This is a genomic window from Lentzea albida (assembly GCF_900111005.1).
Classification (GTDB): Bacteria; Actinomycetota; Actinomycetes; order Mycobacteriales; family Pseudonocardiaceae; genus Lentzea; species Lentzea albida.
The window spans coordinates 59,173-84,166 of sequence record NZ_FOFV01000003.1 but is presented as its reverse complement, the minus strand read 5'-3'; the positions used below and the strand labels follow the sequence as shown (position 1 = coordinate 84,166).

Below are 24,994 nucleotides of genomic sequence, written 5' to 3'. Positions count from 1 at the left end.
GTGGGGGTGTAACGGTCGATGTCCGGTGGTAACGCGATTCGCGGTACCCGCGTCGGCGCAGGCCCGATGGGCGAATCGGAGCGCGGCGAGTCCGCGCCTCGTCGTCGGGTGTCGTACTGGTGCGCGAACGGTCACGAGTCCCGTCCTTCCTTCGCGGTCGACGCGGATGTTCCGGAGAACTGGGACTGTCCGCGCTGCGGCCTGCCGGCAGGTCGTGACGAGCAGACGCCACCCGCGCCTCCGCGCAACGAGCCGTACAAGACGCACCTTGCGTACGTGAAGGAGCGGCGCTCCGACGCGGACGGCGAGGCGATCCTCGAAGAGGCTCTCGCCAAGCTGCGCCGTCAGCGCGAAGAGCCGTAAGTCTGGCTCGGTAGTTCTCGAGAACAACGCGAAAGGCCCCCTCTACTGCGGAGAGGGGGCCTTTCGCGTTGTTCGCCTTTTCAGCGCCTCAGGCCGGAGAACTGGCGGCGCAGCATCGCGGCTCCCACGAGCAGGAAGAAGAGCAGCACCACGAGCGTGCTGGTCGTGCCGCCGGACGAGCTCGACAGCGTCACGTCGACGTTGCCCGCCAGCACGATGCCGCACTCCGCGAGCACCTTGTGGCGGCCTGGTTCGATGTTCGAGAACCGCACAGGGGAGCTGAACGTGCCGTTCTCGTCCGCGGTGGTCCTGCCGACGTCCTGGCCGAGCGACTTCAGCGTCACGTTCGCGCCCTTGGGGCAGCCCGTGCCGGTCGCGGTCAGGTCGTCGCCGGGCTGGATGTTGTCCTTGTCCAGGACCAGGACGCCGTCACCGGGGTTGGTCAGCGCGTTGGTCGTGGACGAGGACGGCGGGGTCGTCGTGGTCGTGGTCGTCGTCGTGGTGGTCACCGGGGTCGTCGTGGTGGTGACGACCGGGGGACGCGTCGTGACGGGCGGGTTGGTGACGGGCGGGTTCGTCACGGGCGGCTGCGTGGTGACGGGCGGTCGCGTCGTGGTGACGGGTGGCGGCAGGACGACGCGCAGCGCGGTGCCCGCCGTGCCGCACTTCGTGTTCGTCGACCGGGCTTCGAGCTTGTGGCTGCCGGCGCTGGTGCCTGCCGGCACGGTCGCCCCGACCGAGCCGCTCGACGCCGACGGTGCCGCCGCGATCTGGACGCCGTCGAGCGTGAAGACGATGCTCACCCCGCGGCAGGTCACGAATCCGCCCCAGGTCATGGTCACGGGGCCGCCCGCTGTGGCAGGCTGCGGCGCCGCACTCAGTGAGGGCGGCTGCTGGGCCGTCGCCGGTGTGGTGCTCAGCACCGTAACACCGGCCATCATGGCCACGAGTAAGCCTAAAGACCGCATTCCCTCTCCCCGGATCAGAACCTAAGGTGCGCTAGTGAGACGTCGCATGGCCGGTGCAGGTTTACTGCTGTGGTGCGGAATTATGCTGCTCCCCTCAGCGGCGTCCGCACAGGGCGGGTCGGTGATCCTCGAGGCCGATGTGGACGGTAGGCCGGTCGGAGTAGGGAACCTGGTGCTGGACCCGTCGCGGTCCGCCAAGGTGTCCATCACGGTCCGCAACAACACGAGCACCGTGCAGCGCGTCAAGACCGTGAGGATCAGCGGCACCGCACTGGCGTTGACCTTCTTCGCTTACGACACAACGGTTCCGTTCGAGGTGCCCGCGAACAGCTCCGAGACCCGGTCGTTCCCCTTGGAGCCCACGGACCTGGGTTCGCAGGCGATCGGTCTCCTCCCGGTCACGGTCGAGGTCGTCGACACGCAACGGGAGAGCATCGCGTCGGTCGAGACGACCGGGGACATCCGGGGATCGCTCTGGTCGGTCTACGGGGCGTTCGGGCTGGGCGTGCTGGTGCTGACGGCGTTGTCGTGGGCGGGCGCGCTGATCGCGCTGGCCCGCCGGCGCCTGCCCGCGAACCGGTGGCAGCGGGCCATGCGGTTCCTGCCCGCGGGCATCGGGACGGGACTAATCGCGGTGATCTCGTTGTCGGTGCTGCGGCTCGTGGCGCCGTCGCCCACGGCCGAGATCCCGTTCATCGTGGGCGCCGCCGCGGCCGCGTTTGTTCTTGGCTATGTGACGCCACATCCGGGCGAACGGCAACCGTCCTCTGTGGATGCGGAGACCGTGAGGTTCCGGCTGTGAACCAGTCCAGTGTGGTCGCCGCCCTGCCCCAGTACGCCGTCGGCGAGCAGATCGGTGAGGGCGGCATGGGCGTCGTCTACGGTGGTGTGCACCGCCGGCTGGGCCGTCCCGTGGCGATCAAACGGCTGCCGCACGCCGTCGCCGAGGACCCGCGGATGAGCGAGCGCTTCGAACACGAGGCACGGCTGCTGGCCCGCCTCGACCACCCGCACATCGTGCCGGTCTACGACTACGTCCGGCAGCAGGGCGAGCACCTGCTGGTGATGGAACGGCTCGACGGCGGCACGGTCTGGTCGCGGTTCGCGGGTGACGGGCTGACGGCCCAGCAGTCCTGCGGCATCGTGCTGGCGGCGTTGTCCGGGCTGCACGCCGCGCACGAGGCCGGTGTGCTGCACCTCGACGTGAAGCCCAAGAACCTCCTCTTCACCTCCAACGGCGTGGTGAAGGTGGCGGACTTCGGGATCTCCCAGGTGGTGTCGGAGGGCGCGACGCTCGTGACGCACGGTGGCGCGGTGCTCGGCACGCCCGCGTACATCGCGCCGGAACAGGCGATGGGCAACCCGCTCTCGCCCGCGGCGGACGTCTACGCGACCGGCACGATGCTCTACGAGCTGCTCTGCGGCGACCTGCCGTTCGAACGCGGTGGCGGTCCGATCGCGATGATCCAGAAGCGGGTGTTCCAGGAGCCGCGGCCGTTGCCGAAGGTGCCGGAACCCCTCGCAGGCGTGGTGATGCGCAGCATCGCGCGGGAGCCGGAGGCGCGCTACCGCAACGCCGAGACGTTCGCCATCGACCTGGCGGGCGCGGCCGGCCACCTGTTCGGGCCGGACTGGCTCGTGCGCCTCGGCATGCCCGTGCACCTCGCACCGCAGGTGTCGTCGTCATCGACGCGTCCGTCGCTGCGGCCCGTGCCTGAACGCGACACGGTGACGCTGACGGGACAACGGGTCCGCGCCACGCTCGTGGACCCCGTTCCAGCCGCACGGCTGAGCGGCAGCAGCACGCTCGTGCCCGCCGCCCAGGTGATCAAGCCGCCGTCCACGCCGTGGGCGCTGTGGCTGGTGGCCGCGCTCGCGTTGATCGCGATGGCCGTGGTGCCGTTCACGGGCACGGACCGCGGGCTGCCCGAGATCACCACGAACCTCGCGAACCCCGTCGTGGAGCAGGGGGAAAGGCTCGTCGTGAGCCTGGCGGGCATCGAGCTGGCCGACGTCGGGCGCGGACCGGCCGGGTTCGAACTGCCCGGCGCCACGCGCTGGATCGTCGGCGGGGCGGTGCTGGCGTCGATCGACGGCCGGGAGCTGCTGCTCGTGTCGAACCAGACGCCGTGGCTGAGCCTCATGGGCACCGGGTCGGTGCTGCTCCTGCTCTTCGCGTTCGCCTACCTGGAGTCCAACCTGCGGGCGTTGCGCCGCAGGCAGACCGGGATGGCGGCGGTGATCGCGTCGGTGCCGCTCGGGTTCACGCTCGGCGTCGCCGTGTGGCTGCTCGTGTCGGTGCTGCTCGAGCACGAGCCGACGACGTCGATGGGGCTCACGTGCGGTGTGCTCGGCGCGGCGGCGGCTCTGAGCGCGTCACTGGCCTCCAGGAGGCCCTGACCCCTGCGGGGATGTTCGTGGCCTCGTGCACCATGTGCCGACAGAGGCGCCGGCAAGATCTGGCGCCGCGGCTCACGAACGGATGTGTTGCGAAGTGTTTCGCGAGGTACCGGTGCTTCCGGTGGTGGTTCCCCTGGCGGCGTTGGTCTTCCTGGCCCTGCTGTGGCACCTGCGCAGACGTGACCGCCTCACAGTGCCTCGTGCCGCCGTCGCTCTCGCGCTCTGCGTGTACGCCGCGGGAGTCGTGGCGAACACGGTGTTCCCGATCTTCCTGGACATGCCGGAGAGCGAACCGTCCTGGAAGGTCTACTTCGGACTGGTCCACGGCTACGACGTCTCCGACGCGCTGATGAACGTCCTGGTCTTCGCGCCCGTCGGGGTGATCGTTCCGCTGCTCCTGGCCAGGGCGACGTGGTGGCGCGTGCTGGCCGTGGCGGCGGCGTTCAGCCTGGCGATCGAGCTGACCCAGTTCCTCACCGGGAACCTCCTGGGCGGCGGCCACCTGACCGACGTGAACGACCTGTTCTTCAACGTGGTGGGCGCCGCGCTGGGGTTCGGTTTCCTGTCCCTGGTGTCCCTGGTGCCCGGCGTTCCCGCTCTCCTCGACCGGTTCCGCTGGAACTGACCGGCGCGGCACCCGAGAAGTCGTTCCGGCGCTTCACTCGCCGATGACGCGTTCCCTCGGGAACGACGCCGTCACCAGGAAGCCGCCGTCCTCGGTCGGCCCCGCCGAGAACTCGCCGCCGAGCAAGGTGGCGCGCTCGCGCAGGCCGACCAGGCCGTGACCGCCGCTGGGCAGCGACGACGACGGGCTGGACGGGGCGGTGTTGCGCACCTCGACCTGCACGTTGTCGTCGTACTGGGCGTCGATGAACACCGTCGCGCTGGCTCCGACGGCGTGCTTGCGGATGTTGGTCAGGGCTTCCTGCACGGTCCGGTAGACGGCGCCGGACACCGGTGCGGGCAGGTCCTCGACCGGACCCTTGAGCTGGATGGTGACCTCGAAGCCCGCGTCCGCGGCCAGGTCGGGCAGTTCGTCGACACCGGGCTGGTTGTCGTCCGTGGTGCGCAGGACCGACACGAGCTGGCGGAGTTCGTCGAGGGTGCGCGTCGACAAGGTGCGGATGGTGCCCGCGACCTGCTTGTGCTCGGCGTCGGCCACGGCCATGCGCAGCGCGCCGGCCTGCATGGCGATGAGACTGACCTGGTGCGAGACGACGTCGTGCATCTCGCGGGCGAGCTTTGCCCTTTCGTCCGCACGGATGGCGTGCGCGTGCAGCACGCGCTCTCTCTCGCGTGACTCGGCGAGTTCGGCGATGTGGTCGGACAGCTGCTGGCGGGCGTGCACCAGCAGGCCGATCGCGATCGGCAGGCCGGAGACCAGGAAACCGTAGATCGCCGAGTGGAAGTGGCCCGACGCCGGTCGTTCGATCAGCTCCTCGAACGGCCACGCGACGAACCGGCACAGCCACACCAGCGCCGCCGCGAGACCCGTCTGCCAGCCGCCGACGTAGCGCCGGGCGACCGAGTAGAGGGCGATCATCGCGGCGAGCTGCGACCAGCCGACGAAGAAGCCGGGGATGGTCAGCACCAGCGTGAGGAACGGGAACCGGCGGCGCAGCACCAGCGCGCCGACCGCGAGCCAGTTGAGCCACAGCTGGTAGTCCTCGATCGGCGGGAGGTCCGTGATCGGGTCGGCCTCGAGCCACAGCCCGTACAGCCAGACGTCGAGCACGGCGAAGAAGATCAACGCCAGGTCGGCGAGGACCTGCCGGTAGTCACCGCTCAGCGGCCAGCGCGAGCCGGCCGCGGTCTCCGCCGACCGTCTGGCCGGGAGCAGCGTCGTGGTCAGGATCCGACCTCCCCTGTGAGCCTTCTGACCCTCACCGTACTGCGCGTATGCGGCGGATGGCATTGGCTGCCCCTTTACCCCGACCTGCCCCGTCAGGGGGTAAGACGCCCGCACACGCGAATCTGTACGGCTGTTGGCTCACATATGTGCTACCGCACACGCTCGTGCGAGCGCGTGCGGTAGTCACAGCACTACAGAGGCGTTGCCGAGGGCACTACGGGCAGGTCTTCCAGCTGAACCGGTAGGTCGTGTCGATCGCACCGTCCGTGGAGTCCATCGACACGAAACTCGTGGTCGTGGCCGTGTTGGACGTGCCGGGGTAGACGCGGAGCTCGGTGTTGATGTTGAAGTTCCGCTTCTCGCCGCACGGCGAGTAGACGATCGCGGCGACCTCGGTCGTGTCGGTGGCCTGCCAGTCGTCGCTGTGCGGGCCGTTGTAGCGGTGCTGCTTGGCGTCGTTCTGCGACATGCCCTGGAAGTAGTAGTTGGCCTTCTGGATGGCGTACGCGCCTCTCTCGAGGTGCGCGAAGCCTCTGTAGTCGGCCTGGGCGATGCCGTAGGTGAAGCCCTGCGGGACGTTGACCCGCAGGTTGAGCTGGCAGTTCTTGCGGAAGTCCGTTGGCTGCGCGCCGACGCCCACCTGAGCCAGGTAGTCGCTGTAGGTGACGGTGAACGCCTTGTTGTCCTCCGACACCGCGACGGCCGCCGTGCCGGCGGGGCAGCCGGAGCCGTTGACCGTGACGATGTCGATGGTGATGTGGCCGGGCGGCGGGGTCTCGTTCGGCGCGCCGGGCGGGATGACGATGGCCGAGGCCAGCAGGGCAGCGGCAACCGCGTTGAGCATGGGTGCACCTTTCCAACGCATCTCGCAGGGAGGTGGCGGCGGTTGGACTTCGGTGGCGGCGGCCTGGTGGTGAAGAATCAGCAGCGCTTCCACGAGAAGTGGTGAAGGGTGCGCACTTCTCCGCGCTGGTAGTCCATCGTCATGAAACTGTTCGCATTGGCGTCCGACGTACCTTTGTCGACGCGCAGGGAGCTGTTCACGTTGAGATTCTTCTTCTCGCCGCAGGGGGAGTAGACGATCTCCGAGAACTCGGTTCGATGCGTGATCGACCAGTTGTCGTCGAACGGCCCGGTGAACGTGTGCTTCCACGTCGTGGTGGCCGACTGGCCCTGGAAGTAGTAATTCACCGACTGGTACCCGGTGGCCCCGGATTTCAGGTGGCCGTAGCCGCCGTAGGTCGCTTCCGCGATGCCGTACGAGAAGCCCTGCGGGACGTTGACCTGCAAGGTCAGCTGGCAGTTCTTCCGGAAGTCGGTCGCACCGGCCCCTTTGCCCGCCTGGGCGAGGTAGTCGCTGTAGATCACCCAGAACGACGTGTTGTCCGGTGCCACGACCACTTCGGCGGTGCCTTGCTTGCACCCGGAACCGTTCACGGTCACCACGTCGATCGTCACCCGCTCCGAAGGAATCGCCGAAGCGTGCGCCGGTGCTGACGACAATGTGAACAGCACGGCGAGAGCAGCTGCTGCCGTCGCTTTGCGCATGAAGTTGGCCTTTCCTGGTGCCTCTTTCTCAGCGTGGAGCGGCAGCGGTGCCGCGAAGGTTAGCGCAGACCCTCCACCAATGGTGTGATCCAAATGGACCATGTCATCCTGATGGAGCAGTTCGTGAAGAATTCCCGCAAACAGTCCGTCACCTGGTGCTGAGAGAACGAATGGTTTCAGGCATACTTGCCCGCATGTCGCTGGCTGGGCTGGTGCTCGTGGTCGAGGACGAGGATCCCGTGCGGAGGTACACCGTGAGCCTGCTCGAGGAGCTGGGCTTCACCGTCCTGCAGGCCACCGACGGCGTCGAGGCGATCGCGGTCCTGCGCGAGCGCTCCGCCGAGATCAGCGCGATGCTGCTCGACCACAGCATGCCCGGCCTGTCCGGCGAGGAGGTGCTCGCCCAGTTGGAGCGCGAGGGCCTCTCCGTGCCCGTCGTGCTGACGAGCGGCTACGACCGGGCGTCGCTGGAGCGGCGGTTCGCGGGGCACGACATCGCCGGGTACCTGCAGAAGCCGTTCCGGATCGAGGCGCTGGACGAGACGGTCCGGCTCGCGGTGTCCGGGCGCGCGCAGGCCTCCTGAGCTGGTGGGGGCGGCGCCACGGCGCGGTGGTTGACCTGCGTGGTCGCGGAACTGCCCGGCCGCAGCACTACCTCGCCAGCACCTGCCGCACGCGTTCGAGCAGGTCGGACTCCACGTAAGGCTTGGTAATCAGCACCTCGTCGTCGAGCACCTCGTCGGTCGTGTAGCCGGACACGTAGATCACGGCAGGCGCGGCACCGGCCGAGCGCAGCAGCCGCACGAGCTCCGGGCCGCCCATCTTCGGCATGACGACGTCGGTGAGCACCAGGTCGATCGTGCTGCGGTGCGCGGTGGCGAACTGCAGCGCCTCCTGGCCGTCGCCCGCCTCGATCACCGCGTAGCCCGCGGTCTCCAGTGTGCGCCTGGTCATGACCCGCACCTGCGCGTCGTCCTCCACGAGGAGCACCGTGCCGACGCCCTGGTGCGTGGTGGTGCGGCGCGCGCACGGGGCTTCGGGTGTGCCGTTGCGTTCGATCGGCACCGGCAGGTAGACCTCGACGGTCGTGCCCTCGCCGGGTGCGCTGATCAGCTCGATCTGGCCGCCGGACTGCTGCACGATGCCGAACACCGTGGACAGGCCGAGTCCGGTGCCCTTGCCGACCGGTTTGGTCGTGAAGTACGGCTCGAACACCTGCGCCTGCACGTCCGGTGCCATGCCCGAGCCCGTGTCCTGCACGCGCATGACGACGTACCGGCCCGGCCGCACGCCGACGATCCGGCCGGTGTCGTCGCCGCGCAGGGGACTGTTCGCGATCTCGATCCGCAGCGTGCCGCCGGCGGGCATGGCGTCGCGGGAGTTGACCGCGAGGTTGAACAGGATCTGCTCGACCTGGCCCGCGTCCGCCCACACCTGCGCGACGCCGTCCGGCAGGTGCATCTGCAGCTCGATGTTCTCGCCGACGAGCGTGCGCAGCATCGAGTGGACCTTCGTGAGGTTGTCCTTGAGGTCCAGCGACTCCGGGTGCAGGACCTGCTGGCGGGTGAACGCGAGCAGCTGCCTCGTCAGGTTCGCGGCCCGCTCGCCCGCGTGCCTTATGTCCTCGATCGCCGTGCGCCTCGGATCGTCCTGAAGGGTGCGGCGCAACAGCATCTCGCTGTTGCCGTTCACGACCGTGAGGATGTTGTTGAAGTCGTGCGCGATGCCACCGGTCAACCGGCCGATGGCCTCCATCTTCTGCGCGTGCCGCAACTGCGCTTCCGTCTCGCCGACGCGTTCTTCGAGCCGTGCGCGCGCGTCCTTCAACTCCTGCATCAGTCTGATGCTCCGCAACGCGCTGCTGAGCTGCTGCTGCACGGCCTCGTAGATCCAGCCGGGCTGCGGGCCCTCCTCGAAGATCACGTACCCGAGGTGGTCCTCGTCGGTGTAGAGCGGGGCGACGAGCGCGCTGAACGGCGTGGTGCGCCGGAACGGGTACGGCGTCAGGTTGATCGTGGGGAACGGGGTGGCCGGTGGCGGCTTCAGCTCGTCGTGCTCGTACCGCACGAGTGTGCGCGCCGTGCCAGGAGTGTCGTACGCCATGACGTGGCAACCGGGGATGCCGAGGCGGGGGAGTTCTTCGGCGAGAGCATTCGTCAGCTCGTCGACGTCCCTCGACGCGATGAGCCGTTGGCCTGCCTCACGCACCGTCTGGTCGTGACGTTCGTGCGAGAGGTACTTGAACCGTGCGTCCGTGGCGAACGCATCGCCCAGAAGCAACTGCACGCGCAGCCACAGGTCGTTGATGAGCGTCGCGTCGCTGATGCGGGCCGTCACGAACCGATGCAGGTCGAACAGCGGTGGCCACCACTGCGCCGGTTCGCACCCGGCGCGCGCGCTCCTGCGGATGTACTCGGCCAGCAGCTTCAGGAACTCCGCGCCTTCGACCTCACCGCGTCCGGCCGCCATGAGCTCCACGACGAGCTGTTCCGCCCACCCGTCCGGCAGCGCCGTGGAGGCCTGGCCGAGCGAGTCGCGCAGGTGGTCGGCGACCGTGGAGGCGGTCGCGGACTCGTTGATGGTGAGCCGGTCGTGCGCGGGCGCGTGGTCGCCGAGTCCCGACGGCAGGCAGCCGCACGAGCGCCGCACGACCAGTTCGGTCGGCATGGTCTGGCGGTGGCGCGTGGGCTCGCCCTTCACCAGCGCCACGGCCAGTTCCACCGCGCGGAAACCCATCTGGCGGAACGGTGCGCGCACGGTGGTGAGGTCGTTCATGCGGACGTTCGTGTGGTTGTCGTATCCGACGACCGCGATCTCCTCCGGGGTGCGGAAACCCAGCTCCTCCAGCGCGGCCACGGCACCGGTCGCGTAGTCGTCGTTCGCGGCGGCGATGGCGTCCGGCGGCTCCAGGACGCGCGAGAGCATCCTGCGCACGGTGTCGGTGGCGCGGTTCGGTTCCCAGATGAGCGAGCCGGGCATGCTCACGAGGGCCGGGTCGAACGCGATCCCGTGGTTGCGCAAGGAGTCCGCGTACCCCCAGAACCGCTCTTGGGCACCCGCATGCGTTTGCGGGCCCCTGATGAACGCGATCCGGCGCTTGCCGTGCACCTCGATGAGATGATCAACGGCCTGTTTCATCCCGTTGCGGTTGTCCATCAGGATGGTGGGCCATTGCGCGAGAGGCGTCTCCACACTCACGATCGGCATCGGCGCGTACTGCTTCACGTACTCCTGCATGCCTTCGGAGCCGATGAGCTGCCCCACGCGCGTAGTCCACACGACGAGCGCATCGATGCGGTTCGGCGAAATGAGGTCGTAGACGGTGTTGGCCCGCCGCTTGTGCGGATCCGGGTGGTCGAGCTCGCTGCCGACGAAGCAGACCAGGTCGCACCCGTGGTGCCGGGCGCCGTCGCTCACACCGCGCCACTGCTCACCCGCGAGCTCGATGAGCGGTCCAGCGGTGATCATCCCGATCGTGGGACGTCGCCTCGCACTGCCGTTAGCCACAAAACCCCCGCTACTCAACGCGATTGGGGATGATACGCGTTGTCGGGGGGAATGCCTGCCTTGTTACCGGGGAGATCGGTGAACGCTGCACTGGAGGGCCTGGCGTCGAACCCGGCGCTACCCGGCGACCTGCTCGACCGACTGGTCGCGATGCCGTCGCTGGCGTCCGAACTGGCCGAACGCGCTGACCTGTCGGCATCACACGTACGCACTCTGCTCTCCCACGGCGACTCCACAGCCGTGCACACCCTGCTGCAGAAGGGATTGGTCCACCCGGCGGAAGTCCCCATCGCGGACGAATCGGTCGCGCTCGTGCTGACCGGCCACCCCGACGCCGATCCGTCGCTGACCCGGGCCCTGGCGTTCCACCCGGATCCCGCCGTGCGGGCGAGTCTCCCGGAGTGGGCTTGTTCGCTGCCCACCGACGTGATCGAGCGCCTGAGCCTCGACGACGCTCCCGAGGTCGTCGCCGCACTCGTCACGTTCCACGCGCTGCCCCTGCCGGTGGCCAAAGCGCTGAGCCGTCACCCGAGCACCGAAGTGCGCCGCGCGCTGGCCGCCGGCTCTTCCACACCGCCTTCGGTGCTGGTCGCGCTGAGCACCGAGGACGCACTGGCCCGCGAGCTGGCGTCGAACCCCGCCACACCCGCCTCGATCGCGGTGGACCTGTTGCGCCACCACGCTTCCCGCTACTTCCTCGCCTCGCGCACCGACCTGCCCGCAGAGGTGTACGAGGTCCTCGCGTCGGAGTTCGAACCCGGCATCCTCGCGGAGCTGGCGGCGAACCCGGCCGTCCCCGCGCACGTCCTGCGCCGGCTGACCGACACCCGCGCACTGCGGCACGTCGTGCTGCGCAACCCGGCGATCCCGCTCGACCTGCTGCGGGAACTGGCCCCGGCCGCCCGTGCCGAGCAGCTGCCCCGCATCGCTTCCGCCACCCCGGCCGAACTGCGCGAGCTGGCCGCGTCCCAGGAAGCACAGGTGCGGATGCTGGTGGCCACCCGCCCCGGCCTGCCCGCAGACCTGCTCGCCGCCCTCGTGGCCGACCCCGATCCCGTCGTCGCCGCCGCGACCGCCCCGTCGGCGACGGTGGCGCAGCTGCGGGACCTGGTCGCGTGGCACGGACCGCGGGTGTTCCCCCGCGCGGCGCTGAACCCGTTGTGCCCGCCCGATTTGTTGCACCACATGGCTTCGCGGGCACCGTCGGCGGAGATCCGCCGCGCGATCGCCCGGCACCCGAACGCCTCCGGCGAGACCTTGGTGCTGTGCCTGGAAGATCCACAGGCGCGGTACCTGGCCGCCGCGCACCCGAACCTGCCGGTCGACGAGATCGTCGGGATGCTGGGGCGCGAGTTCACGGCACGGGCCGCGGCGTCGAACCCGTCGTTGCCGGTGCACGTGATGGAGCACCTCGCCGGTGGAGGCGGACACGCCCGGCTCGTGTGCGAGGACGAGGTGATCGACCCGGACGTCTCCGCGGCCGGGTCGCCGGCGACGTCACCCGTGCTGCTGTACCGGCTCACCACGCACCCGGAACGTGCGGTGCGCCTGGCGTTGGCGGCACGCCGGGACCTGCCGCGCAGGGCGTACGAGCGCTTGGTGAACGACCCGGATCCCGACGTGGCGGCGGCCGCACGACGGCGTGCCCGCGACGAGAGGTGAGGTCCGTCAGTCCCACCACTTGATGAGGTTCGTCTGCTCCTTGCGGACGTCGTACCCGTTGGCCGCGTAGAACCTCCTGGCCCGCACCCGGTCCGCCCCCGTCACCAGCCGGACCCCGCAGGCGCCGTCGGCACGGGCCCACTCCTCGCCGGCGGCCAGCAGGGCCCTGCCGACGCCCCGGCCCTGGTGCCGCGGTGAGGTGGCCAGGGTGATGAGGTTCTTCAACGGCCGGTGGTAGGTGTTCTCGTAGTCGCTGAGCTGGACGTACCCGAGCACCTCCGCTTCGTCGACGGCCACGAGCAGGACCACGTTGGGCGCCTTGATGATGCGCTCCAGCTGGGCGCGCGTGTCCGGCAGCGGGAAGTCGTACCCCAGCGCCTCGTGGTTGATCTGCTGGATCGCCGGCGCGTCGTCGGCCAGCACCTCTCGGATGTGCAACTCGACCCCCTCGGTTGACCCCTCACCCAACCACGGCTGGGGCGGACGGGCGAATCGGCTGGACACAAACGGGAACCGGCTGGAACGCTCGACCGTCGAGGTGATGACGGTGCGCCGACGACGCTTCGACCTGTCCGCCGTGTTCGAGTTGCTGCTCGGGGTGCCGACGGTGCTGAGCAGTCTGCTGATCGTCGGCCTGGCCGGCAGGGCCTTCTCGCTGGAGCGGTGGTGGCTGTTCCCGGTGCTGTGGCTGGTGTCCGGCGTGGTCGTGTTCGTGCCGGCGATGGACCGGGCGATCGCCGTTCTCGCCCTGAACCTGCGCGGGCCGACGAGCAAGGAACGCGCCGTGCTGGAGCCGTTGCTCGAAGAGGTGTGCGGGGCGGCCGGGGTGGCGCCGCAGCGGTACTGGCTGCGGATCGAGAACTCCAAGGAGATCAACGCGATGGCGGTCGGCGGGCACGTCGTCGCGGTGTCGACGGCGGCGCTCGCGCTTCCACCGAAACATCTCGAGGCGGTGCTGGCGCACGAGGTCGGGCACCACCTCGCCGGGCACACGCGGATCTCGTTGCTGCGCTGGTGGTACGAGCTGCCGGCGCGGGCGGCGGTGCGGCTCACGCTGCTCGTCGGGCTCGGGATCTTCCTCGCAGGGCGGAAGATCGGCACGAAGACGGCCTACGTCGCGAGCGTCCTGCTGGTCGTGGCGCTGGCGGCGGTCGCGGTCGTGGCAAGTCCGTGGGTGTTGCTGGTGCCGGTGATCGCGCCGCTGCTCGCGTTGTCGAGCCGGCGGTCGGAGCTCTACGCGGACCGGATCTCGGCCGAGCTCGGCTACGGGCCGATGCTGCTCGAGGTGTTGCAGCGGTGGGTGAGGCAGGGGCACGACGAGCGGCGGGCCAGGGCCGGGATCAGAGCGCGGATGCTGGCCTCGCACCCGTCGTGCGCTCAGCGCATCAGCAGGCTGCACGACAAGAAGGCCCCCAGGCCGTGAAGCCTGGGGGCCGACGGGAACTCAGGCCCTGAACGACGCCGGGACCTTCGCCGATGCCGCCGTGTCCAGCAACCACAACGTCCGGTGCCGGCCGAGAGCGCCGGCCGCGGGCAGCTCCACCTCGTCCGCTCCGGACAGGGCGGTGGCCACTGCCCCGGCCTTGGCCTCGCCCGTGGTCATCAGCCAGACCTCGTGCGCGTGCCGCACCGACGACAACGTCAGCGAAACACGGGTCGGAGGCGGCTTCGGGCAGTCGCGCACCGCCACGACCGTGCGCTCCTTCTCGTGCACGGCAGGCGAATCCGGGAACACCGACGCCACGTGCCCCTCCTCGCCGACGCCCAGCATGCAGACGTCGAACGCGGGAACGCCCTCCGGGCCGGCGAGAGAGGCCAGCACCTCGGCGTAGGCCGCGGCGGCCGCCTCGGGGTCGTCGCCGAACGCGCCGTCCGACGGCTCCATCACGTGCACGCGCGACGGGTCCAGCGGCACGTGGTCGAGCAGCGCGGCCCGGGCCTGCGTCTCGTTGCGGTCGGGATGACCCGACGGCAGGAAGCGCTCGTCGCCCCAGAACAGGTCGACGCGCGACCAGTCCACGGCGTCCCGCGCGGCACTGCGGTTCACGTGCTCCAGGACTGCGGTGCCGGTGCGGCCACCGGTCAGCACGACCGACGCGACGCCGCGAGCGGCCTGCGCGTCGACGATGCGGGTGACCAGACGGGCCGCCGCGGCGGCGGCCAGCAGGTCGCCGTCGCGGTGCACCACCACTTGCGGATCGCTCACGAACTCGCCTTCGCCTTGGACTTCTTCGCCACCGGAGCGGCTTCACCGTTCTGCGGTGCCTCCGCGGCCGGCTCGTCGGCCTTCGGGGCGTGCGCCCGGCCCTTGGAGACCTTCGACAGCGACTTCAGCGCCGCCGCGTAGACCTCGTCGGGGTCGAGGCGGCGCAGCTCCTCGGCGAGGCAGTCGCGCACCGAACGGCGTTGCAGCGCCACCCGCCGCTCGGGCTGGCCGGGCTGCGACAGCGTGCCGACCTTGCCGTCCGGGCGGTGCAGGTCGACGTCGCCGGACGCGCGGACGAGCCGCACCTCCACGATGCCTTCACCCGACGTCGCCTTGAAGCGCTTCGCCGGCACCTTCAGCCGGTCCGACAGCCACGCGGCGAGCAGGTCGGTGGACGGCGAGTCGGACTCACCGGTCACCTCCGCCTCCTGGACCTTCTCGTACGGGGGCAGGTCCAGCGAGGAGGCGAGCATGGCGCGCCACAACGTCAGCCGTGTCCACGCCAGGTCCGTGTCGCCCGGCGCGTAGTGCGCACGCCGGGTCTCCAGGGCCTTGATCGGGTTCTTCTCGGCCGCGGCGTCGGTGATGCGGCGCTGCGCGAGCTGACCGATCGGGTCCTTCGACGGCGACACCGGCGCGTCGAACGGCCACCACGCCACGACCGGGGTGTCCGGCAGCAGCAGCGGCATGACGCACGAGGCGCCTTCCTTGGCCAGTTCGCCGTACAGGCGCAGGACGACGACCTCCGAAGCTCCGGCGTCACCACCGACGCGGATCTGCGCGTCCAGGCGGGGAGCCGCCTGACGGGCACCGCGGGCCACGACGATCACGCGACACGGGTGCTCGCGCGAGGCGTCGTTGGCCGCGTCGATCGCGGCGTCGGTGCGCTGGCCGTCCTCGGTCACGATCACGAGGGTCAGCACGCGCCCGAGGGTCGTCGCACCGCCTTCGTCGCGCAGCCGGACCAGCCGCGAGTTGATCTGGGAGGTGGTGGTCGAGGGCAGGTCGATGATCACGGACGCCTCCAGTGCCTTCCGGTCCGAGCCGTCATCGCGTCCGCCGACGGCGGCCCCCACGTACCGGCCTTGTACTTCTCCAGAGCGGGCTCGTCCTTGCGCGCCCAGAACTCGAGCACCGGGTCGAGGATCTCCCAGGAGAGCTCGACCTCGTCGTTCTTCGGGAACAGCGACGGCTCACCGAGCAGCACGTCGAGCAGCAGCCGCTCGTAGGCCTCCGGCGACGACTCGGTGAACGAGTGGCCGTAGCCGAAGTCCATCGTGACGTCGCGGACCTCCATCGTGTTGCCCGGCACCTTCGACCCGAACCGGATCGTCACGCCCTCGTCCGGCTGCACGCGCACGACGAGCGCGTTCTGGCCGAGCTCCTCGGTCGCGGTGTCGTCGAACGGCAGGTGCGGCGCCCGCTTGAACACGACGGCCACCTCGGTGACGCGACGGCCCAGGCGCTTGCCGGTGCGCAGGTAGAACGGCACCCCGGCCCAGCGGCGGGTGTTGACCTCGCAGGTGATCGCGCCGAACGTCTCGGTCTTCGACTCGGGCGAGAAACCGCCCTCCTCGAGCAGACCGGGGACCTTCTGGCCGCCCTGCCAGCCACCGGTGTACTGACCGCGCGCGGTGGTCTCCTCGAACGGCTCCGCGGGACGCGTGGCCGAGAGGATCTTCACCTTCTCCGCCCGCAGGTCCGACGGCTTGAAGGAGACGGGCTCCTCCATCGCGATCAGCGCGAGCAGCTGCAGCAGGTGGTTCTGGATGACGTCGCGCGTCGCGCCGATGCCGTCGTAGTAGCCGGCGCGGCCACCGAGACCGATGTCCTCGGCCATGGTGATCTGCACGTGGTCGACGTAGTTCGAGTTCCAGATGGGTTCGTACAGCTGGTTCGCGAACCGCAGCGCCAGGATGTTCTGCACGGTCTCCTTGCCGAGGTAGTGGTCGATGCGGAACACCGACTCCTCGGGGAAGACCTCGTTGACCGTGCGGTTGAGCTCCTTGGCGGACTTCAGGTCGTGGCCGAAGGGCTTCTCGATGACGACGCGGCGCCACTGGTCGCCCTGCGCCTGCGCCAGGCCCGCGCGCTTGAGCTGGTTGACCACCGTCGGGAACGCGCCCGGCGGGATCGACAGGTAGAACGCGTGGTTGCCGCCCGTGCCGCGCTCGGAGTCGAGGGCGGCGAGGCACGAGGCCAGGTTGTCGAACGCCTGGTCGTCGTCGAAGGTGCCCTGCACGAACCGGATGCCTTCGGCGAGCTGCGCCCACACGGCCTCGTTGAACGGCGTGCGCGCGTGCTCCTTGACGGCGTCGTGCACGACCTTCATGAAGTCCTGGTCGGCCCAGTCACGCCGGGCGAACCCGACGAGACCGAAACCCGGCGGCAGCAGACCCCGGTTCGCGAGGTCGTAGATCGCCGGCATGAGCTTCTTGCGCGAGAGGTCACCGGTGACACCGAAGATGACCAGCGCGCTCGGGCCCGCGATGCGGGGCATGCGCTTGTCGCGCGCGTCCCGCAGCGGGTTGTTCCACTGGGCGGAAGTGGTCACGAGCCGTCCTCCTGGACTGCCTCGACGAGCTGGGCCAGTCCGGCGATGCGGTCCTCCAGGTGGAGGCGCAGCACCGGGCGACCGTGTTCGGCCAGCACCTGACCGTCGCCGAGCGCCTGCGCGAGCTGCAGCTGCGCCAGCGTGTAGGGACGGCCGGGCACCTCCAGGTCGTCGCCGGACTCGCCGGTGATCTGGATGAACACGCCGTTCTGGTGACCGCCCTTGTGGTACTGGCCGGTCGAGTGCAGGAAGCGCGGACCCCAGCCGAACGTGGTCTGCAGGTGCGTCTTCTTCGCGATCTCCGCGCGGAGCAGCTCGAACGACGCGTCGTCGATCCTGTCCAGGTACGCCTGAACCGAGATGTAGCCGTGCTCGGGCGCCACTTCGACGATCGCCGCCAGCGCCTCGGCGACGGTGTGCACCTCGCGCGGCGCCCAGTCCGTGCCGTGGCCCTGCACCGGACCGTCCACGAAGGACGGTTGCGTGGCCGAGGCGATCGGCGCGTCGAGCAGCGCTCGAGCGGCCTTCTTCGCGGCCTCGACGTCGGGCTGGTCGAACGGGTTGATCCCGAGCACCCGGCCGACGAGCGCGGTGGCGTACTCCCACAGCAGGAACTGCGCGCCGAGCTTGCCCTCGACCGCGACGTTCGCGGAACCGGTGGCCGGTCCGATCGCGACGGTCGTGGCGTCCGAGCGCGCGTCCACGAAGCCGGGAGCGCCGGGGCCCTCGACGACGACCGGCAGCAGGCCGGTGCCGTTCTTGCCCGTCGACTCGGCGATGAGCTGCTCGGCCCAGTCGCCGAAGCCCTTGATGCCCGAGCCGGTGTCGGCGAAGACGATCTTCTCGGCACCGTGCGCGTGCGCGGCGCCGAAGATCGCCGCCAGCACCACGGCGGGGTTCTCGGGGGAGTCCTGCGACACCAGCTTCGCGACCTCGGCCGCGTCGTCGAGCAGCTCCTCGACGTTCGCGCCGGCGAGGTAGGACGGCACCAGGCCGAACGCCGTCAGCGCCGAGTAGCGGCCGCCGACGTTCGGGTCGGCCAGGAACACCTTGCGGTAGCCCGCCTCCTCGGACGCCTTCTGCAGCGGCGAGCCGGGGTCGGTGACGACCACGATGCGCGACGCGGCGTCGATGCCCGCGTCGGTGAAGGCCTTCTCGAAGATCCGGCGGTGGCTGTCGGTCTCGACGGTCCCACCGGACTTGGACGACACCACGATCACCGTGCGCTCGAGGTCACCGGCGAGAGCGTCGGCCACCTGGGCGGGATCGGTGGTGTCCAGCACGACCAGCGGCACGCCCGCGGTCCGCGTGATCACCTCGGGGGCCAGCGACGAGCCACCCATTCCAGCGAGGACGACGCGGTCGACGCCCTCGGCGTGCAGTTCGGAGCGCAGTGCCACGAGATCCGGGAGCAGTGCTCGGGACGTCTCGTGCAACGTCGTCCACGAGAGGCGGATGCTCGCCTCGGACTCGGCTTCCGGCCCCCACAGGGTCGGGTCCTGCGCGGTCAGCTTGCTCGGCACCGAATCCGCGACCAGGTCAGCAGCGATCGTGCTGACCTGGTCGGCGTTCGGTGACCTCACGATTTCGACGGAGGTCACTTCGTGATCAGCCCTTCAGTTGAGCCAGTTGGTTCTTCACCGTCTCGAGCAACTCTTCCCAGGACTTCTCGAACTTCTCGACGCCCTCGGTCTCCAGCGCGACGAACACGTCCTGGAGGTCGATTCCCACGGCGGCGAGCTTGTCGAACACTTCCTGGCCCTCTGCGGCACGACCGGTGACCGTGTCACCCGTGATCTTGCCCGCCTCGGCGACGGCCTGCAGCGTCTTCTCCGGCATCGTGTTCACGACGCCGTCCACGACGAGCTGGTCGACGTAGAGCGTGGGGGAGTAGCTCGGGTCCTTCACGCCGGTCGAGGCCCACAGCGGGCGCTGCGCGTTGGCGCCGTCCGCCTTGAGGGCCTCCCAGCGCTCACCCTGGAACGTCTTCTCGAACGCTCCGTAGGCGATCCACGCGTTGGCGAGAGCGGCCTTGCCCTTGAGCGCGGTCGCCTCGTCGGTGCCGATCTTGTCGAGGCGCTTGTCGACCTCGGTGTCCACGCGGGACACGAAGAACGACGCGACCGAGTGGATCGAACGCAGGTCGTGGCCGTTCGCCTTGGCCTGCTCGAGGCCCGCGACGTAGGCCTCCATGACCTTCTCGTAGCGCTCGACCGAGAAGATCAGCGTCACGTTGACGGAGATGCCCTCGCCGATCACCTTCGTGATGGCCGGGATGCCCGCCTCGGTGGCCGGGATCTTCACCAGCAGGTTCGGCCGGTCCACGGTCTTCCACAGGTCCTGCGCCTCGGCGACGGTCTTGTCCGTCTCGAACGCGAGGCGCGGGTCGACCTCGATGGAGACGCGGCCGTCCACGCCGTTGGTGGAGTTGTAGATGTCGCGGAACTTGTCGCACGCGTTGCGCACGTCCGTCGTCGTGACCTCGCGGATGGTCGCCTCGACGTCGGCACCGCGGGCCGACAGCTCGCGCACCTGCTCGTCGTAGGACTCGCCCTTCGACAGGGCGCCCGCGAAGATCGTCGGGTTCGTCGTCACGCCGACGACGTTCCAGTCGCGGATCAGCTCGTCCAGGTTGCCGCTGGTGAGCCGTTCACGGGACAGGTCGTCGAGCCAGATGGAGACTCCGGCGCCGGACAGGGCGTCGAGATTCGGCTTGCTCACTTCTTACCCCTCACGTTGTCAAGGGAACGGCGGGCGGCGGCGACGACGTTCTCCGTCGTGAAGCCGAACTCCTTGAACAGGACCTGGTAGTCGGCCGAGGCACCGAAGTGCTCGATCGACACGATCTCGCCGGCGTCGCCGACGTGGCGGTACCACGGCTGCGCGATACCGGCCTCGACCGCGACGCGCGCCTTCACCGAGGACGGGATGACCGACTCGCGGTACTCCGCGTCCTGCTTCTCGAACCAGTCGAGGGAAGGCATCGACACCACACGCACTGCAACGCCCTCGCCCTGCAGAACCTTTCCGGCCTCGGCCGCCATCTGCAGCTCGGAGCCCGTGCCGATGATCACAACCTCGGGGTTGTCGTCACCGAAGAGCACGTAGCCACCGCGCTTGACGCCCTCGGCGTTCGTGCCCTCCAGGATCGGCAGGTTCTGGCGGGAGAGCGCGAGGCCCACCGGGCCGAGCTGCTCGATGACGGCCTTCCACGCGAACGCGGTCTCGTTGGCGTCACCGGGGCGGACCACGGCGAAGTCCGGGATCGCGCGCAGGGCGGCGAGGTGCTCGATCGGCTGGTGCGTCGGGCCGTCCTCACCGAGACCGATGGAGTCGTGCGTCCACACGTACGTGACGGCCGCCTGCATGATCGCGGCCAGGCGCACGGCGGGACGCATGTAGTCGGAGAACACGAGGAACGTGCCACCGAACGGACGGGTCGGGCCGTGCAGCGCGATGCCGTTGAGGATCATGCCCATGGCGTTCTCGCGGACACCGAAGTGCAGCACGCGGCCGTACGGGTCGGCGCTCCACATGCCCGTGGAGATCTCCGCCGGACCGAACGACTTGGCGCCCTTGATGGTGGTCAGGTTCGACTCGGCCAGGTCGGCCGAACCGCCCCACAGCTCCGGCAGGTGCTTCGCCAGGGCGTTGATGACCTCACCCGAGGCCTTGCGGGTCGGGACCTCCTTGCCGCCCACCTCGTAGACGGGGAGGTCGGCGTCCCAGCCCTGCGGCAGCTCGCGCGCGACCAGGCGGTCCAGCAGCGCCTTGTTCTCGGCGTTGGCCGAGGCCCACGCGTCGAACGACTTCTGCCACTCGGCCTTGGCGTGCTCGCCGCGCTTGACGACCTCGCGGGCGTGCGCCAGGACCTCGTCGGCGACCTCGAACGTCTGCTCGGGGTCGAAGCCGAGGATCTCCTTGGTGGCCTTGACCTCGTCGACGCCCAGCGCGGCACCGTGCGCGGCGCCGGTGTTCTGCTTGTTCGGCGCGGGGAAGCCGATGATGGTGCGCAGCAGGATGAACGACGGCTTGTCGGTGACGGCCTTGGCCTTCTCGACGGCCTCGAGGATGCCCTTGACGTTCTCGCCGGACTCGACGACCTGGACGTGCCAGCCGTAGGCCTCGTAGCGCGCCGCGGTGTCCTCGGACAGCGCGATCGTCGTGTCGTCCTCGATGGAGATCTTGTTGTCGTCGTAGAAGACGACCAGGTTGCCCAGCTGCTGCGTGCCCGCGAGCGACGAGGCCTCGGAGGTGACGCCCTCCTCGATGTCACCGTCGGAGGCGATCACGTAGATGTGGTGGTCGAACGGGCTCTCGCCCGGCGCGGCCGACGGGTCGAACAGGCCGCGCTCGCGGCGGGCGGCCATGGCCATGCCGACGGCGGAGGCGAGACCGGAGCCCAGCGGGCCGGTCGTGATCTCGACGCCCTTCGTGTGGCCGTGCTCGGGGTGGCCGGGGGTCTTCGAGCCCCACTTGCGCAGCGTCTTGAGGTCGTCGACCTCGAGGCCGTAGCCCGACAGGAACAGCTGGATGTACAGCGTCAGGCTGGAGTGGCCCGCGGAGAGCACGAACCGGTCGCGGCCGATCCAGTCCGGGTCCGCCGGGTCGTGCCGCAGCACGCGCTGGAACAGCGTGTACGCGAGCGGGGCGAGGCTCATCGCCGTGCCGGGATGCCCGTTGCCGACGTTCTGCACGGCGTCCGCCGCGAGCACGCGCGCGGTGTCGACGGCGCGCTTGTCGAGCTCGGTCCAGTCGTCGGGCAGATCGGCCTTGGTGAGCCGGCTGATGTCGTCGGTGACGGTCACGGACTTACAGCTCCAAACTTTGTCGCTAGGGCGGGTGCGAAGCGTCTTCGGAATCGATCCCGAAGAGCCTCACCCGCATCTCTCCCACGTCCTCCGGCCAGCCTAGTCCTGGAAGATTCGGAAGGTGCTCCCAAAGCTCCCAGGCACATGTGTGGCGGGGCACACCAGCACCCGAACGGGCTGTGAATTCTTCGCGCGGTTACCATCAGTCGCTGGATTTCCCACCACTTGCAACACGAGGAGCGTTCACGCGATGAGTGCCGTCCTCGAGGCTCCCAACCGGACGCCTCGCCAGGTTGTTGGCGCCTATGTGGCACTCACCAAGCCTCGGGTCATCGAGCTCCTGCTGATCACGACGATCCCCGCGATGCTCCTCGCGCAGCACGGCCTGCCGCCTCTCTGGCTGATCGCGTGCACTCTCACCGGCGGTACCCTCGCCGCGGGGTCGGCAAACGCCCTCAACTGCTTCGTGGACGCCGACATCGACTCGGTCATGAAGCGGACGGCGGCCCGGCCGCTCGCGCACAACGCCATCCCGCCGCGCAACGCCCTGATCTTCGGCATCGTGCTCGGCGTCTTCTCGTTCGCGTTCCTGTGGATCTTCGTCAACCTGATGTCGGCCGCGTTCGCGGTGGCGACCATCCTCTTCTACATCTTCGTCTACACGCTGGTCCTCAAGCGCCGCACGTCGCAGAACATCATCTGGGGCGGCATGGCGGGCTGCATGCCGGTGATCATCGGCTGGAGCGCGGTGACGGGCACCGTCGAGTGGCCCGCTCTGGTCATGTTCGGTGTGATCTTCTTCTGGACCCCGCCGCACACGTGGGCCCTCGCGATGAAGTTCAAGGAGGACTACGCCCGAGCAGGCGTGCCGATGCTGCCCGTGGTGGCCACAGCTCAGCAGGTGACGCGGCAGATCGTGATCTACAGCTGGATCACCGTCGTCTGCACGCTCGCCCTGGCCCCGGTCACCTCGTGGATCTACGTGGCGATCGCCGCGCTGTCCGGCGTGTGGTTCGCCGTCTTCGCGCACAAGTTGCACAACGTCGTGCGCCGCGGCGGCTCCACGAACACCATGAAGTTCTTCCACATGTCGAACCTCTACCTGATGCTCGTGTTCTGCGGTCTCGCCGTGGACGCCGTGGTCGGGTTGCCGGTGCTTGGCTGGCCGTTCTAGCTGCACCTCCAGGCGTACGGCTGTGGCGCCCGTTGAGTTCACCGTCACCGGTGGTGAAGGCTCGCCACTGGACTTCGTCGCGGCCCTGACGCCAGGCCGCTCGCTGATCGTGATCACGGATCCCGGCGGCTGGGCACAGGTCGGCGCCGGTCTGCCGGTCGGAGCGGCCGGGACGTCCTCGGTGCCGACGCAGGTGCGGGTGCTGAAGTGCGCCGTGCTGGACCTCCGGCACTTCCCGTCGGCCTCGGCGCTGCCGTCGCTCGCGGACGTGCCCGGCGACGTGGTGGCGTTGCACGACACGCGCTCCTGGGACACGGCGCCGGTGGTCGCCTCGCTGCGCGGCCTCGGCCGGCCGGTCGTGCTCTTCACCGCCATCCACACCTGGGTGTCCGGCCTGGACACCGCGTCGGTGCTGGTCGGCTGGAGCTCACCGCACACCGTGCTCGCCGTGCCGCGCGGACCGGGTGAGGCGCGAGTCGAGGACGCCGTCTGGCAGTTCCGCGAACTGGAACGCCGCCGGATGATGACGTACACCGCCCTGCCCGCCCCTCCGCCCGCGGTGGTGGACCGGACCGTGTCGGTCGTGGTCGCGCACCCTGGGGCGACCGAGGGCATCGCCGGGGCGCTGCGTCCCGGTGGCGAGTACGAGGTGTGGGTGCGCGTCGGGCCCGGTCCCGTGCTGCCGTGCGACCTCGAGCTGCGGACCGTGCTCGCGATGAACGGACGCGAGGTGCGGTCGGAGTCGTTCGTGCTGCCCGCCGACGGCGCCGCACCGTGGGTGAGCTTCCCGGTGACGACGCCCTACGCCGCCGTGCCGTGGTCCGGTGAGCTGGTCGTCTACCGCGGTGCCGTGCCGGTGCACGTGCAGCAGGTCGTGCTGCCGGTCGGGGGCGGTGAGGCGCGGGTGCTGCCCAGGACGCGGCTCTCCCGGACGTTCGCCGACCTCGGTCCGCTGTCCTCGCGGGCGGCCTCGGTCCTGGTGCTGGGCGAACGGGCACTGGTCTGCGCGGACGGCGACCCGCGGTGGACGGGCCTTCCCGAGGGCGGCGGCCTGCCTCCCGTGACCGGGCTGGACCCCTGGTACGGCAAGGGTTTCCCGGCGTTCTGCGAGGACCTGGCCGCGTTCGCGGTGCGCGGTGCCGCGCTGCACGCGCAGCTCTTCCCGGACGGCACGACGGCCCGGCGCGGCGGCGGGATCGCGGTGGTGGGCGCGACGCGCGTGCCGTGGGCGCACGTCTACGAGCTGCCGTTCACCGAGGGCCCGTACCGGCTCTGCGCGTCGGTCTCCCGGTTCGGCCCGTTCGGTGCCGGGGGAGAGGTGCCGCCGGTCTGCCCGGAACCGGACCACAGCGGGAACGTGCTGTGCCCCTTCGGTTTCTGGGGCCTCGCACGCGTGCTGGAACAACCGGCGGGCCCGCTCGCGTGGCAGGTGGCCCCGGCCGACCGCCAGGTGCAGGTGGCCGTGGCGGTCGACCCCGGCCTGGACAGGGCGCTCACGCAGAGGCACGTGGCCGAGCTGATGTCGTTCCTGCCGCCGCACCTGTTCTCGTCCGCCTACGTCGGCCCGCCGGACCTGGCGGGCGCGCTGGCGGAGGAACGCGCGGACGTCCTGCACCTCGTCTACGGCGAAGGCGTCCTGGCACCCGTGGAGGTCGAGGGCTGGCCCCACCGCCCGCTGGTCGTGACGACGTCGCCCGCCGCACACCTCGTGGACGCGTTCGTCAACGGCGCGGGCGCCGCGGGGGTGGTCTGCCCGGAGGTGCCCGTCGACCAGGGCATGGCGGGCTGGGTGAGCGGCATGCTGCTCGCCAGGCTCGCCGGGGGCATGCCGGCGGGAGAGGCGCTGCGGCGCACGCGCTGGGAGATGCTCGGCCGCGGCAACGTCCTCGGCCTCGCCTACGCCCTGCACGCGGGCGCCGACCTGCGTCTCAGGTGACCTCGACCAGGTA

At 69.9% G+C, this 24,994-nt stretch carries 21 protein-coding genes; 9 read left to right on the top strand and 12 right to left on the bottom strand.

Annotated elements, in window-relative coordinates:
• Window positions 1-18 precede the first annotated feature (18 nt).
• Window positions 19-363 carry an RNA polymerase-binding protein RbpA gene (locus tag BMY74_RS09375; RefSeq protein ID WP_089912928.1) on the top strand — a complete coding sequence of 115 codons (345 nt, stop codon included), beginning with the start codon at window positions 19-21 and terminating at the stop codon, window positions 361-363.
• A gap of 80 nt (window positions 364-443) precedes the next feature.
• On the opposite strand, the gene BMY74_RS46080 is transcribed toward BMY74_RS09375, so the two are convergent.
• Window positions 444-1,166: a hypothetical protein gene (locus BMY74_RS46080; RefSeq protein WP_245786000.1), complete on the bottom strand. Its 723-nt coding sequence runs from the start codon at window positions 1,164-1,166 to the stop codon at window positions 444-446.
• 247 nt (window positions 1,167-1,413) lie between these two features.
• Between BMY74_RS46080 and BMY74_RS09365 the strand changes: the two genes are divergently transcribed.
• From BMY74_RS09365 to BMY74_RS09355, 3 genes are all read left to right on the top strand, one after another.
• Complete coding sequence (locus tag BMY74_RS09365; RefSeq protein ID WP_089912925.1) at window positions 1,414-2,133, top strand: hypothetical protein; 720 nt, start codon at window positions 1,414-1,416, stop codon at window positions 2,131-2,133.
• Complete coding sequence (locus BMY74_RS09360) at window positions 2,130-3,731, top strand: serine/threonine-protein kinase (protein ID WP_089912922.1); 1,602 nt, start codon at window positions 2,130-2,132, stop codon at window positions 3,729-3,731. Before BMY74_RS09365 ends, BMY74_RS09360 begins: the two co-directional genes overlap by 4 nt.
• Before the next feature lie 121 nt (window positions 3,732-3,852).
• The gene (locus tag BMY74_RS09355) at window positions 3,853-4,356 is read left to right on the top strand and encodes a VanZ family protein (RefSeq protein WP_218159583.1); all 504 of its coding nucleotides are present in this window, start codon (window positions 3,853-3,855) and stop codon (window positions 4,354-4,356) included.
• Between the two features lie 33 nt (window positions 4,357-4,389).
• On the opposite strand, the gene BMY74_RS09350 is transcribed toward BMY74_RS09355, so the two are convergent.
• From BMY74_RS09350 to BMY74_RS09340, 3 genes are all read right to left on the bottom strand, one after another.
• The gene (locus BMY74_RS09350) at window positions 4,390-5,646 is read right to left on the bottom strand and encodes a sensor histidine kinase (RefSeq protein WP_089912914.1); all 1,257 of its coding nucleotides are present in this window, start codon (window positions 5,644-5,646) and stop codon (window positions 4,390-4,392) included.
• A gap of 151 nt (window positions 5,647-5,797) precedes the next feature.
• Window positions 5,798-6,427 (bottom strand): DUF4360 domain-containing protein, encoded by a 630-nt coding sequence (locus tag BMY74_RS09345; RefSeq protein WP_089912911.1) that lies wholly within the window; start codon window positions 6,425-6,427, stop codon window positions 5,798-5,800.
• Between the two features lie 77 nt (window positions 6,428-6,504).
• Entirely contained in the window at window positions 6,505-7,224 is a 720-nt protein-coding gene (locus BMY74_RS09340) for a DUF4360 domain-containing protein (protein ID WP_245785999.1), read from the bottom strand.
• Between the two features lie 101 nt (window positions 7,225-7,325).
• Between BMY74_RS09340 and BMY74_RS09335 the strand changes: the two genes are divergently transcribed.
• Complete coding sequence (locus BMY74_RS09335) at window positions 7,326-7,715, top strand: response regulator (protein WP_177229656.1); 390 nt, start codon at window positions 7,326-7,328, stop codon at window positions 7,713-7,715.
• 67 nt (window positions 7,716-7,782) lie between these two features.
• Here the strand turns inward: BMY74_RS09335 and BMY74_RS09330 are convergent, their stop codons facing one another.
• Window positions 7,783-10,599, bottom strand: coding sequence for a substrate-binding domain-containing protein (locus tag BMY74_RS09330; RefSeq protein ID WP_089912902.1), 2,817 nt, complete (start codon window positions 10,597-10,599; stop codon window positions 7,783-7,785).
• A gap of 117 nt (window positions 10,600-10,716) precedes the next feature.
• Between BMY74_RS09330 and BMY74_RS09325 the strand changes: the two genes are divergently transcribed.
• Window positions 10,717-12,300: a hypothetical protein gene (locus BMY74_RS09325; RefSeq protein ID WP_089912899.1), complete on the top strand. Its 1,584-nt coding sequence runs from the start codon at window positions 10,717-10,719 to the stop codon at window positions 12,298-12,300.
• Window positions 12,301-12,306: 6 nt separating this feature from the next.
• Here BMY74_RS09325 and BMY74_RS44915 read toward each other — a convergent pair whose 3' ends face one another.
• Window positions 12,307-12,738, bottom strand: a complete 432-nt coding sequence (locus tag BMY74_RS44915) for a GNAT family N-acetyltransferase (RefSeq protein WP_177229655.1) — start codon at window positions 12,736-12,738, stop codon at window positions 12,307-12,309.
• Between the two features lie 109 nt (window positions 12,739-12,847).
• Here BMY74_RS44915 and BMY74_RS09315 point away from each other — a divergent pair, with 109 nt between their 5' ends.
• Entirely contained in the window at window positions 12,848-13,723 is an 876-nt protein-coding gene (locus tag BMY74_RS09315; protein WP_245785998.1) for a M48 family metalloprotease, read from the top strand.
• A gap of 21 nt (window positions 13,724-13,744) precedes the next feature.
• Here BMY74_RS09315 and pgl read toward each other — a convergent pair whose 3' ends face one another.
• From pgl to tkt, 6 genes are read right to left on the bottom strand one after another with little or no spacing between them, the layout of a single operon-like run.
• Window positions 13,745-14,506, bottom strand: coding sequence for a 6-phosphogluconolactonase (gene pgl, locus BMY74_RS09310; protein ID WP_089912893.1), 762 nt, complete (start codon window positions 14,504-14,506; stop codon window positions 13,745-13,747).
• A complete protein-coding gene (gene opcA / locus BMY74_RS09305; protein WP_089912891.1) occupies window positions 14,503-15,522 on the bottom strand; it encodes a glucose-6-phosphate dehydrogenase assembly protein OpcA in 1,020 nt (339 codons plus the stop codon). The genes pgl and opcA overlap by 4 nt, the downstream gene beginning before the upstream one ends.
• Window positions 15,519-17,006, bottom strand: coding sequence for a glucose-6-phosphate dehydrogenase (zwf, locus tag BMY74_RS09300; protein WP_143091544.1), 1,488 nt, complete (start codon window positions 17,004-17,006; stop codon window positions 15,519-15,521). Before zwf ends, opcA begins: the two co-directional genes overlap by 4 nt.
• A gap of 50 nt (window positions 17,007-17,056) precedes the next feature.
• Window positions 17,057-18,643 carry a glucose-6-phosphate isomerase gene (locus BMY74_RS09295; RefSeq protein ID WP_245785997.1) on the bottom strand — a complete coding sequence of 529 codons (1,587 nt, stop codon included), beginning with the start codon at window positions 18,641-18,643 and terminating at the stop codon, window positions 17,057-17,059.
• 25 nt (window positions 18,644-18,668) lie between these two features.
• Window positions 18,669-19,781 (bottom strand): transaldolase, encoded by a 1,113-nt coding sequence (tal, locus tag BMY74_RS09290; RefSeq protein ID WP_089912881.1) that lies wholly within the window; start codon window positions 19,779-19,781, stop codon window positions 18,669-18,671.
• Window positions 19,778-21,868: a transketolase gene (gene tkt / locus BMY74_RS09285; RefSeq protein WP_089912878.1), complete on the bottom strand. Its 2,091-nt coding sequence runs from the start codon at window positions 21,866-21,868 to the stop codon at window positions 19,778-19,780. Before tkt ends, tal begins: the two co-directional genes overlap by 4 nt.
• Before the next feature lie 253 nt (window positions 21,869-22,121).
• On the opposite strand from tkt, the gene BMY74_RS09280 reads away from it, so the two are divergent.
• Complete coding sequence (locus tag BMY74_RS09280; RefSeq protein ID WP_089912875.1) at window positions 22,122-23,045, top strand: heme o synthase; 924 nt, start codon at window positions 22,122-22,124, stop codon at window positions 23,043-23,045.
• A gap of 22 nt (window positions 23,046-23,067) precedes the next feature.
• Complete coding sequence (locus tag BMY74_RS09275; protein WP_089912871.1) at window positions 23,068-24,981, top strand: hypothetical protein; 1,914 nt, start codon at window positions 23,068-23,070, stop codon at window positions 24,979-24,981.
• Window positions 24,982-24,994: the final 13 nt, after the last annotated feature.